This window comes from Streptomyces sp. NPDC005402, assembly GCF_040606575.1.
In the GTDB taxonomy this organism is placed as follows: Bacteria; Actinomycetota; Actinomycetes; order Streptomycetales; family Streptomycetaceae; genus Streptomyces.
The window spans coordinates 253942-266464 of record NZ_JBEXFB010000007.1 but is presented as its reverse complement, the minus strand read 5'-3'; the positions used below and the strand labels follow the sequence as shown (position 1 = coordinate 266464).

Genomic DNA, 12523 nt, shown 5'->3' with positions numbered 1-12523 from the left:
TCAAATCTCCCAGTCCGAGGCCAGTTCGTCCTCGAACTCTTCAATCTCGCTCTGTGTGATCTCTATAAGCCCCACGTCCGTGGGGGTCAGACCACCCGCGTCGGGCCGCTGGGCGTGGTCCGCCAGGGCGGTCAGCGCCTCGAACCAGCCGTCCGCGAGGGCGGCCACCTCGTCCTCGGCGAGGACCCCGGCGGCATAGGTCCACGTCGCTCCCAGGCGCGGCCCCTCGGCGCTCTCCTCGATGTAGGCGTTGATCTCGACGGCGTGGGCCAGCGGAGTCGCCGGGTCCTCGCCGTCGGGGCGCGGGGCGTCGGAGGCCACCGACCAGTCACCGGTCTCACCGGCGACGAACCGGCCCAGGTAGTTGAAGCCGATCCCGGCGGTGCCGAGCCCTTCGAAAGCGGCGGCGGTCTCCGGGTTGAGGTGGCGCAGCAGCCCGTAGCCCAGGCCCTGCGAAGGCACCGCCCGCAGTTGTTCCTTGACGTGCTTGAGGACCGTGCCCGCGGCGTGGCCGCCCGCGAACGCCTGGTCGAGGTCGACGCCGGCGGTGTCCAGGAGCACGGGGTACAGGGCGGTGAACCAGCCGGTGGTGCGCGACAGGTCCGAGGCGCCCTCGCGCTCGCGGCCGTGGCTCTCCACGTCGATCAGGACGGACGCGTGCGGGTCGCGGCGTCGGCGGGCCTCGGCCAGGGCGAGACCGGCGAGCAGGACGTCGTCCACGCCCGCCCCGACCACCGCCGGGGCGGTGGTGAGCAGATGTCCGGTGACCTCGGCCGGCAGGGTGCGGCGCAGCCGGCGCGCGGAGGCGAGCACGTCCACCGCCGGGTCCAGGGGGCGCGCCCCCAGCGGGGCCGGACCGCGCCGCAACGTGCCGGTCCAGTGGTCGAGTTCGGCCAGGGTGCGCGGTGCGCCGGCGCGCTCCGCGGCCCGCTGCGCCCATCGGCGCAGTGAGGTGCCGCCGGAGTCGAGCGCGGGCTCACGGCCGGCCAGGACGTCGCCCCAGGCCCGGAACAGATCGGGGAGCAGGATGCGCCAGGAGACCCCGTCGATCGCCAGGTGGTTGACGGCGACCAGGAGCAGCCCGGGCCGCTCGCCGCGGTCGAACCACACGATCTCCACCATGGCGCCGTCGGCGGGGGCGAGCCTGCCGACGGCCGCCTCGCCGTGTTCCCGTACCACCTCGGTCAGTTCGGCCTCCGAGCAGTGGGCGGCGGCCACCCGCAGCACCCGGTCCTCGGCCCGCACGGCGTCGGGTTCGGGGACCTCGACGGTCCAGGTGCTCGCGTCGCCGGGATCGTCGACGGCCACCTTCAGGCGGAGGCTGTCATGGCGGGCGAGCAGCGCCCCGACCAGGGCGTGCAGCCGGTCCAGGTCGAGTGCGGCGGGTGCGTGCAGCACGGTGGTCTGGTTGAACCGGTCCACCGGGACCCGCCGCTCGGCCAGCCAGTGCAGCATCGGCCAGGCGGGCAGCCCGCCTGCGGGCTCGTCCGGTTCGGTGTCCCCGTGCTCGTCGACTGCTCCGGCCGCCGCCGCGGCGCGGGCCAGTTCGGCGACGGTCCGGTGCGTGAAGACGTCGGCGCCGGTGATCGTCAGGCCCTCGCGGCGGGCCGCGCTGACCAGCTGGATGGCCATGATGCTGTCGCCGCCGAGGTCGAAGAAGGCGCCATCGGCGTCGACCGACTCCAGGGGCAGTCCGAGGACCTGGGCGAACAGCCGGACCAGGATCTCCTCCTCGGTGTTCGCGGCGGCCCGGCCGCCCGCCTGGCCGAACTCGGGCGCGGGCAGCGCCTTGCGGTCGAGCTTGCCGATCGCGGTCAGCGGCAGCTCGGTCAGTTCGACGATCGCCGCGGGCACCATGTAGTCGGGCAGGACGCGGCCCAGGTGGGCGCCGAGTTCCGCCCGGTCGTAGCCGGGCCCCGCCACCGTGTAGGCGACCAGGCGCTTGTCGCCCGGCCGGTCCTCGCGCACGATCACCGCGCAGGCGGTCACGCCCGGTCCCGTCGCGAGCGCCGACTCGATCTCGCCGAGCTCGATCCGGAAGCCGCGCAGCTTGACCTGCTCGTCGGCGCGGCCGGCGAACTCGACCAGACCGCCGGCCGTCCAGCGGGCCAGGTCGCCGGTGCGGTACATCCGGGTGCCGGGCGGCCCGTAGGGGTCGGCGACGAACCGGTCGGAGGTGAGGTCGGGGCGGTCCCAGTAGCAGCGGGCCAGGCCCGAACCGGCCGCGTACAGCTCCCCGGTGACGCCCGGTGGCACCGGCCGCAGCGCGTCGTCGAGGATGTAGTGGCGCATGGCGTCCAGGGAGCGGCCGATCGGAACACTGTGCGAGCGCGGGTCGAGCGCGTCGGGGTCGACGCGGTGGGACAGTGCCATCACGGTGACCTCGGTCGGTCCGTAGGCGTTGACGACCCGCAGACCGGGGGCGTGCTCCAGGACGCGGCGTACGGCCGTGCCGGACACCACGTCACCACCGGTGGCGACCTGGCGGACCGACGCGAACGCCTCCGGGATCTCCTGGGCGAGCACCCGGAACAGGCCGGCCGTCAGGAACAGCGATGTGATCCCGCGGTCGGTGAGCAGCGTCCTGAGGTCCATGACGTCCAGGTCGCCGGGCGGTACGACGAGCACCTCGCCGCCGCGCAGCAGCGGCACCCAGAACTCCAGGATGGAGGCGTCCCATGCGTGCGGGGAGTGCAGCGGCACACGGTCGGTGACGCCGTCCCAGCAGCGGTCCGCCGCGAGCTGGACGATGTCGCCGTGGCAGATGGCGACGCCCTTGGGCAGGCCGCTGGAGCCGGAGGTGAACATCAGATACGCCAGCCGACGTGGGCTCACCGACACGGCGGGCGCCTCGGCGGGCAGGGCGGAGAAGTCCTGCTCGGCGTCCATCAGCCCGGCCCGGACGTCCAGGCCTTCGGCCCGCTCGCGGCACGCCCCGTCCACGACGAGCAGCGGTGCCTGCACCTGGTCGAGCAGCCATACGAGGCGCTCGTCGGGGTTGGCCGGGCTGAGCGGCACGTAGGCGCAGCCCGCCTTGACGATGCCGAGCAGGGTGACGGCCAGCGTGTCCGAGCGCTCCATCAGAACGCCGATCCGGGCCTCGGGGGTGACCCCGCGGGCCAGCAGGGCGTGCGCGAACCGGTTGGCGCGCGCGTCCAGTTCGGCGTACGTGAGGGTGGTGCCGGCGAAGGTGACGGCGGGCGCGTCCGGTGTCTCGGCCACGTGTCGGGCGATGGCCTCGGGCAGGCTCGCCGGGGCCACCGGGGCGGTGTTCTCCAGCCAGCTGCCGAGGATCCGTTCGCGCTCCCCGTCCACCAGGACGTCGTGGGCCGAGACCGGGGCCTCGGGCCGGCCGGTCAGCACGTCCAGGAGCCGCACCAGACGGCGGGCGAGACGCGCCACCGTGTCCGCGTCGAACAGGTCGGCGCTGTACTCGACGCCGCCGCTCCAGTCGACCGGGGTGCCCTCGGCGCCGAGGCGTTCGGTGAGGGTGAAGGTGAGGTCGAACTTGGCGACGGACGGTGCCACCGGGCGCGGTTCGACGGTCAGTCCGGGCATCCGGCCGGCCTCGGCGAGCGCGGTGCCGCCGGCGCCGTCCAGGCTGAGCGCCACCTGGAACAGCGGGTGGCGGGCGGCGGAGCGTTCCGGGCGCAGCGCCTCCACGAGCCGCTCGAACGGCACGTCCTGATGGGCGAAGGCGGCCAGGTCGGCCTCCCGGACCCGGTCCACCAGCTCGGCGAAGCTCGGGTCGCCCGACACATCGGTGCGCAGCACCAGCGTGTTGACGAAGAACCCGACCACGTGGGCCAGCGCCTCGTCGGAGCGGGAGACCACCGGGGAGCCGAGCGGGATGTCGGTGCCGGCGCCGAGCCGGGACAGCAGGGCCGCGAGGGCGGCCTGCACCACCATGAACGGGGTGGCCCTCAGTTCCCGTGCGACGCGGCCGACGCGCTCGTACAGCTCCCGCGGCACCTCGAAGGTGTGCCGCCCCGCGCGGTGCGGGCCGACCGCCGGGCGCGGCCGGTCCACCGGCAGCGTCAGTTCCTCCGGTAGTCCGGTCAACGCGCCTGTCCAGAAGTCGAGTTGCCGCCGCATCTCGCTGCCGTCGCCGTCCTCGCCCAGCAGCTCGTGCTGCCACCGGGCGTAGTCGGCGTACTGCACCGGCAGCGGCTCCCAGGCGGGGGCCGTCCCTTCCAGGCGGGCCGCGTAGGCGGCGGCCAGGTCCTTGGCGAGGACCGGCATGGAGGTGCCGTCGCCCGCGATGTGGTGGACCACGACGAGCAGCACGTGCTCGTCGGGGCCGACCGCGAACAGCCGGGCGCGGATCGGCACCTCGGTCGTCAGGTCGAAGCCGCCGGCGGCGCAGGCCTCGATCCGCTCGTCCAGGTCCGCCGGGCGCACCGGTACCACCGGCAGGTCGACCCGGGCCTCGGGCAGCGCCCGCAGCCAGGCGTCGGCGCCCTCGCCGCCCCGGTCGTCGACCAGGGTGCGCAGGCTCTCGTGCCGGGCCACCACATCGCCGAGCGCCTCGCGAAGCCGGTCCGCGTCCACGGCGCCGGTCAGCCGGAGGGCGATCGGGATGTTGTAGGCGCCGTCGGGTCCGCCGAGCCGGTGGAGCAGCCACAGCCGCTGCTGGGCGGGGGAGAGCGGCACACGCTCGGTGCGCGGTCGCGCGGTCAGGGCCGGCCGGCCGGTGCCCTCGGCGCTCGCGGCACGGCGGGCCAGGGCGGCAGGAGTCGGGGACTCGAACAGGTCGCGCACCCCGAGCTCGGCGCCGAGCGCCGCCCGTACCCGGGTGACCAGGCGCATCGCGAGCAGCGAGTGGCCGCCCAGGTCGAAGAAGGAGTCGTCCACGCCGACCCGGTCCACGCCGAGCACCTCGGCGAAGGCGTCCACGAGGAGTTCCTCTGCCGGGCTCGCGGGGGCGCGTCCGGCGGCGCGGGCGGCGGCCTGCGGGGCGGGCAGCGCCTTGCGGTCGAGCTTGCCGTTGACGGTCAGCGGCAGCCGGTCGAGCGCGACCACCGCCGAGGGCACCATGTGCACCGGCAGCGCCTCGGCGGTCGCCTCGCGCAGTCCGGCCACAGCCGAGCTGTCGGTGCCGTGGTCGGTGACCACGTACGCCACCAGGCGCTGGTCGCCGGGGATGTCCTCGCGGACCACGACAGCCGCCTGGGCCACCGCGGGCAGCGCGAGCAGCACCGACTCGATCTCGCCGAGTTCGATACGGAACCCGCGCACCTTCACCTGGGAGTCGGCGCGGCCCAGGTACTCCAGGGAGCCGTCTCGGCGGCGTCGGGCCAGGTCGCCGGAGCGGTACATCCGGGTGCCGGGCGCCCCGAACGGGTCGGCGACGAAGCGGCCGGAGGTCAGACCGGGGCGGCGGGCGTAGCCGCGGGCGACACCCGCGCCGGAGACGTACATCTCCCCGACGACGCCGGGCGGCACCGGGTGCAGCCGCTCGTCCAGGACGTGCACCCCGAGGTCGGGGATGCCGACGCCGATGGCGCCGACCACCCCGGCACGCACCTCGTCGGCGCGCAGCGCGCGGTGGGTGACGTGCACGGTGGTCTCGGTGATGCCGTACATGTTGACCAGGACGGGGCTGTCGTCGGCGTGCCGCTCGTACCAGGGCAGTAGCCGGGCCGGGTCGAGGGCCTCACCGCCGAAGACGACGTAGCGCAGCGCGAGGTCGGCGCCGCCCACCGCCTCGTCGGCGCGAATCAGCTCGTGGAACGCGGACGGGGTCTGGTTGAGGACCGTGACCCGCTCCCGCTCCAGGAGCCCGAGGAACGCGGCTGGCTCGCGGCTGACCGCGTGCGGCACCACCACGAGCCGGCCGCCGTGCAGCAGCGGGCCCCACAGCTCCCACACCGAGAAGTCGAAGGCGTAGGAGTGGAAGAGGGTCCAGGTGTCGTCGGCGCCGAAGCCGAACCAGTGGTCGGTGGCGTCGAAGAGGCGCAGCACGTTGCGGTGGGTGACCACCACGCCCTTGGGGGTGCCGGTGGAGCCGGAGGTGTAGATGACGTACGCGGCGTGGTCGGCGCCCGCGACCGGCACCGGGTCGGTGGCCTCGCGTGCGGCGAGGTCGGCGGTGACGTCCTCGTCGTCCAGGGCGAGCCAGGTCCGGTCGCCGCCGAGTGCGGTCACGGTGGCGCGGGTGCCGACGGTGACCACCGGCCGGGTGTCGCCCAGGAGCAGGGCCACGCGCTCGGCAGGGTAGGCCGGGTCGACCGGCAGATAGCCGGCACCGGACTTGAGGACCGCGAGCACGGCCGTCACCAGGTCGGTCACCCGGGGCAGGGCGAGGGCGACGAACCGCTCGGGTCCGGCCCCGCGTTCGCGCAGCAGCGCGGCGAGCCGGTTGGCCCGGGCGTTGAGCTCCGCGTACGTCAGGGAGCTCGGCCGGCCCCGCTCGTCCTCGCCGGAGACGGCGACGGCGTCCGGGTGGGCCGCGGCGGCCGCCTCGAAGCGGCGCACGATCGTGTCGTCCGCGGTGATCGGCGCGGCCGGCCCGGCGGGGGCGTGCGCCCAGTCGGCGAGCAGCAGGCTCCGCTCGTCCGCGGACAGCACGTCCAGGTCGGTGACCGGGCGGCCGGGCTCGGCGAGCGCGGCACCGAGCAGCCGGACCAGCCTGTCGCCCAGGTCCGCCACGGTCGACGCGTCGAAGAGGTCGGCGCTGTACTCCAGGTCCACCGAGATGCCCGCCGGGCGATCCTCGGCGGTGTGCCGCGGGCGCAGGTGGAGGACCAGGTCGAACTTGGCCGCGTCCAGGGTCAGTTGCAGCGGTTCGACGGCGAGTCCGGGCAGCTCCGCAAGGGAGTTCAGGGCGCGCGTCTCGTCGTCGCCCCATTCCACGACCACCTGGAACAGTGGGTGGCGGGCGGCGGAGCGCTCGGGGCGCAGCGCCTCCACGAGCCGCTCGAACGGCACGTCCTGGTGGGCGAAGGCGGCCAGGTCGGCCTCCCGGACCCGGTCCACCAGCTCGGTGAAGCTCGGGTCGCCCGACACATCGGTGCGCAGCACCAGCGTGTTGGCGAACAGACCCACCACGCCGGCCAGGGACTCGTGGGAGCGGCCGGCGATCGGGGAGCCGAGCGGGATGTCGGTGCCGGCGCCGGTCCGGGACAGCAGGGCGGCGAGGGCGGCCTGCACCACCATGAACGGGGTGGCCTTCAACTCGCGTGCGGCACGGGCGAGTCCCGCGTGCAGCTCGGCCGGGATCTCCAGCCGGTGGCGGCCCGCGCGGTGCGGTCCGGACGCCGGGCGGGGCCGGTCGGCGGGCAGGGCGAGCTCCTCCGGCAGTCCGGCGAGGGCGCGCTTCCAGTGGTCGAGCTGACGGCCGAGCACGGAGTCGGGATCGTCCTCCGCGCCGAGCGCGGAGCGCTGCCACAGCGCGAAGTCCGCGTACTGCGGCGCGTCCACGGGGCCGGCGGGGGCGGCGCCGGTGAGGCCGGCCCGGTAGCCGGCGACCAGGTCACGGGCGAGCACCGGCACGGAGGCGCCGTCCCCGGCGATGTGGTGGACCACGACGAGCAGCACGTGCTCGTCGGGGCCGACCGCGAACAGCCGGGCCCGCACGGGCACGTCGGCCGTCAGGTCGAAGGGCTGGGCGACGGCCTCGCGCAGCGCGTCGTCCAGGTCCTCGCGGCCCACCTCCGTCCGCTCGAAGGGCAGACCGGTGGACACGATCCGCTGGTAGGGGCCCTCCTCGTCCTCGGCGATCAGGGTGCGCAGGCTCTCGTGCCGGGCCACCAGGCCGTCCAGCGCGGCGGCCAGTGCCGTCTCGTCGAGCACACCGGTCAGTCGCAGCGCCATCGGGATGTGGTACGCCGAATTCGTCCCGTCGAAGCGGTCCAGGAACCACTGCCGCTGCTGGGCGTACGACAGCGGCAGCCGCCGCGGCCGCGGCAGGTCGCCGGGAGCGCCGGCCGCGCTGCTCGGGCCGCCCGCGACGATCCGCGCCAGCTCCCGGACCGTGGGCGTCTCGAACACCTCGCGCACCCCGAGCTCGGTGCCCAGCACGCCGGCGACACGGGCGACCAGACGCATCGCGAGCAGCGAGTGGCCGCCCAGGTCGAAGAAGGAGTCGTCCGGGCCCACGCGGTCCACGCCGAGCACCTCGGCGAAGATTTCAGCGAGCAGCTCCTCCACGGGGTCGCCGGAGACGTGGACGGCGGTGGAGTCGTAGCGCGGGGCGGGCAGCGCGGCTTGGTCCAGCTTGCCGTTGACGGTGACCGGGATCCGGTCCACGACGACGACGGCGGCCGGGACCATGTGGTCGGGGAGCACCTCGCGCAGCCGGGTGCGCAGCGCCTCCGGCACGAGAGCGGCACCGGCGGCGGGCACCGCGTAGGCGACCACCCGGCGGTCGCCCGGCCGATCCTCACGGACGACCACGGCGCTCGCCACGACCCCGGGGGCCGCGACGACGGCCGCCTCGATCTCGCCCGGCTCGATGCGGAAACCGCGCAGCTTGATCTGCCGGTCCGCGCGGCCGACGTAGACCAGCTGCCCGTCCTCACGCCAGGCGACCTGGTCGCCCGTGCGGTACATACGGCCGCCCGCGGCGCCGAACGGATCGGCGACGAACCGCTCGGCGGACAGGCCGGGGCGGTCGAGGTAGCCGCGGGCGAGGCCCGCGCCGGACACGTACAACTCCCCGACCACACCCACCGGGACGGGGTGCAGGTGCGCGTCGAGGACCCGGACCGCGAAGCCCGGCAGGGCGGTGCCGATGGGCGGGACGCCGAACCCGGACAGCGGGGCGCTCATGGTGGCGCACACGGTCGTCTCGGTCGGACCGTAGGCGTTGACCATGCGACGGCCGGCCGACCACTCCTCGGCGACCTGCGGCGGGCACTGCTCACCGGCCACGGCGAGGCTGCGCAGCGTCGGCAGATCCGCGGGCCGCAGTTCGCGCAGGGCGGCCGGCGGCAGCGTGGCGTGCGTGACGCCGTGCGCGGCGACGGTGCGGGCCAGCGGGGCGCCGGGCAGCAGCTCCTCGCGCGAGGCGACGACCAGGCAGGCACCCGCCAGCAGAGTGACGGCCACTTCGGAGACGTACGCGTCGAAGCTCGGGGACGCGAACTGCAGCACCCGGCTGTCCTCGTCGACGTCGAAGCCGGCCCGCTGGGCGCGGGCCAGACCGGGGATGCCGGCGTGGGTGACGACGACCCCCTTGGGGCGGCCGGTGGAGCCGGAGGTGTAGATGACGTACGCGGCCTGCTCGGGGCGGACCCGCCGGGTGAGGCCCGCGCCGGTCAGGTCCAGCGCGTCCACGTCGAGGCGCCGAACGCCGGTCCCGGGCAGGGCGGTGCCGGTCGTGGTCAGGACGAGTTCGGGCGCCGCGTCGGTGAGGGTCTGTGCGATGCGCTCGGCCGGGTGGGCCGGGTCGACGGGCACGAACGCGCCGCCGGCCAGGGCGACCGCGTGCAGGGCTACCACCAGTTCGACGGAGCGCGGCAGCACGATCGCCACCCGCTTCTCGGCGGCCACCCCGGCCTCGGCGAGCAGCCGCGCCAACGCCCCCGCGCGGTCGGCGAGTTCGCGGAAGGTGAGGGTCAGCGCGCCGGAGGCCAGCGCCGGTGCGTCGGGCGTACGGCGGACCCGGTCGAGGAAGAGTTCGGGCCAGGTGCGCGGGTCAGCGGTGTCCGCGGGGCCGTGGCCGAGGGCGAGCAGGGCGGAGGGGGCGCATCCGGGTATCCGGCCGACCGGGGTGGCGGGCTCGGTGACGACGGTCCGCAGGAACCCGGGCAGCAGTTCGGCGATCTGCTGCGTCTGTTCCTCGGAGAGCACGTCGGGACGGTGGTGCAGGCGCAGCCGCAGGCCGTCGGCGCTCGGGCTCGCCTCCATGGCGAGGGTGTAGTGGGTGACGGCGTGGTGGGCGGTCTCGCCCGCCTCCAGGCCGGCGCGACGGGCCACCGCGGACAGGGCCTCGACATCCAGCGGATAGTTCTCGAACACCATGGACGTGTCGAACAGGTCACCGTGTCCGGCGAGGCGCCGGATGTCCACCAGGCCGAGGTGGTGATGCTCGACCAGGCGCGCCTGTTCCAGCTGGAGGCGGCGGGCGAAGTCGCCGACCGGCTCGTCGGCGCGCAGGGTCGCGCGCACCGGCACGGTGTTGACGAGGAGACCGACCATGTCGGCCGCTCCGGGCAGGTCCGCGGGCCTGCCGCTGACGGTGGTGCCGGTGACGACGTCGTCCCGTCCGGTGAGCCGGGCCACGAGCAGCAGCCAGGCGCTCTGGACCAGGGTGTTGACGGTGACGCCGAGGCGGCGGGCCGCGGCGGCGACGTCGAGTCCGGCCACGGTGAGGTCGAGCCGGCCGGGCTCCTGACCGGCCGGGGCCGGGCCGGTGGACAGCAGGGTGCCGCCGTCGAGTCCGGCGAGGGCCTCACCCCACGCGGTCCGCGCGGCCGCGTGGTCCTGGCGGGCCAGCCAGGCCAGGTGCTCACGGTGCGGCCGGACCTGCGGCAGGGCTTCGCCCAGGTAGTGGGCCATCAGCTCGCGCATCACGACGGGCATGGACCAGCCGTCGCGGACGCTGTGGTGGGCCGTGGTGATCAGGGTGTGCCGCTCGCCGAGGGAGGCCAGGGTCCAGCGGATCAGCGGCGCGGCGGTGATGTCGAAACCGCGCCCGCGGTCGGCCGCGCAGAGCGCGTCCAGCTCGTCCGCGGCCGCCAACTCGATCTCCGTGAAGTCGAGTCGCGGGTCGTGGAGGACAACCTGCACGGGCGTGCCCTGAGAGGTGCGGCGGAACGCGGCCCGCAGCGCGGGGTGGCGCCGCTGCACCTCGGCGGCGGCGGCGCGCAGCCGGGCCCGGTCCAGGGGGCCGTTCAGTTCGACGCGGAGCTGGGAGACATACGGGTCGTCGGCGCCGTCGCCGTACTGGTGGTGGAAGAGCAGGCCCTCCTGGAGCGGGGCGAGCGGCAGCAGTTCGGCCACCTCCGGGTCCGCCTCCAGTTCCCGAATCTCCTGCTGCGTCAGCGCGACGAGCAGGTCGGACGGCGTGCGGCCGCCCGCGCCAGGACGCGCACCGTGGGCGGCGAGGCCGCGCAGCGCGCTGTCCCACAGCTCGGCCAGGCGGGCAGCCTCGGCGTCGGGGACCAGGGCGCGGGCCCAGGTCCAGGTGGCGACGAGCTCGGGTCCGTCGGGGCCCTCGTGCGCGGCGACATTGACCTCGACCGTGTGCGAGAGCGGCACCTCGGGGGCGTCGTCGGCGCCCACCGCGGCCAGTTCCCAGCCCGGGGCGAGGGCGCCGGCGAGGCTGACGCGGCCCAGGTAGTTGAAGCCGATCTGCGCCTCGGGCAGCTCCGCGAACTCCGGCACGGTGGCCGGGTCGCTGAAGCGGGCCAGGCCGTGGCCGATGCCCTGTCGCGGGGTGGCGCGCAGTTGCTCCTTGACGGTGCGCAGCGCGTCGCCGGCCGCGTCCGTGCCCGTCAGGACGGCACGCGGATCGGCCGCCCCGGTGTCCAGGCGCACCGGGTGGGCCACGGTGAACCAGCCGACGGTACGGGAGAGTTCGGCGCCCGGGACCAGGTCCTCGTGGCGGCCGTGGCTCTCCACGTCCACGAGCAGGCCGGCGCTGTCGCCGCGCCACAGCGGTACGGCGGCGGCCAGCGCGGTCAGCAGGACGTCGTCCGGACCGGCGTGGAAGGCCGTGGGCAGGGAGCCGAGTACCGCGGCGGTCACGTCGGCGGGCAGCCGCACGGTCAGCCGTCCGGCGTCGCCGCGCAGGTCGCGGGTGGGGTCGAGCGGGCGGTCCCCGAGCAACGGGTCGTCCGTGGCGAGCAGTTCGCGCCAGTGCTCGGCGTCGTCGGCGGGCAGGGCGGTGAAATCGCGGGCCCATCGGGCGAACGGGGTTCCCACTGGTGCCAGGTCGGGGCGACCGCCCTCGGTGACCGCGGCCCAGGCCTCGGCGAGGTCGGGCACGATGATCCGCCAGGACACGCCGTCCACGGCCAGGTGGTGCACGACCAGCAGCAGCCGGCCGGGGAGTTCGGCGCCCCGGTCGATCCAGACGGCGCACAGCATGCGTCCGGCGGCCGGGTCGAGACCGTCGCGGGCCGCGGCGGTGTGCTCGGCGGCGAGGGCGGTGAGCTCCTCGTCGGAGGCGTCCGCGGGCGCCTCGACACGGGTCAGCAGGGTGTCCGCGAGCGCCGCGGCACCGTCCGTGCTCACGGGCACGACGGTGAAGCCGTCGGCGTCCACGACACGCATCCGCAGCGTCTCGTGCCGCTCCACCACCGCGCCGAGCGCGGCGGCCAGTTGCTCACGGGTGGTCGGGGGCAGGGTCAGCGTGACCGACTGGTGGTACTGGTCGAACCGGCCCCGGGTGACCAGGCGGCGCATCAGGGGCAGCAACGGCGCGTCGGCGGGGGTCTGTTGAGTGGCCCCGTGGGTGCGGGCCGTGCCGCCCCGCTCCTCCAGCGCGGCCGCGAGGCGGGCCGGAGTGCGGTGTTCGAAGACGTGGCGGGCGGAGAACTTCAGCCCTGCCGCACGGGCGCGGCCCACGAGCTGG

The 12523-nt window shown here is 75.3% G+C and carries 1 protein-coding gene; it reads right to left on the bottom strand.

The genetic code is table 11. The features are described 5' to 3' along the window. Nucleotides 1-12516, bottom strand: coding sequence for an amino acid adenylation domain-containing protein (locus ABZT02_RS16290; RefSeq protein ID WP_356018434.1), 12516 nt, complete (start codon nt 12514-12516; stop codon nt 1-3). Nucleotides 12517-12523: the final 7 nt, after the last annotated feature.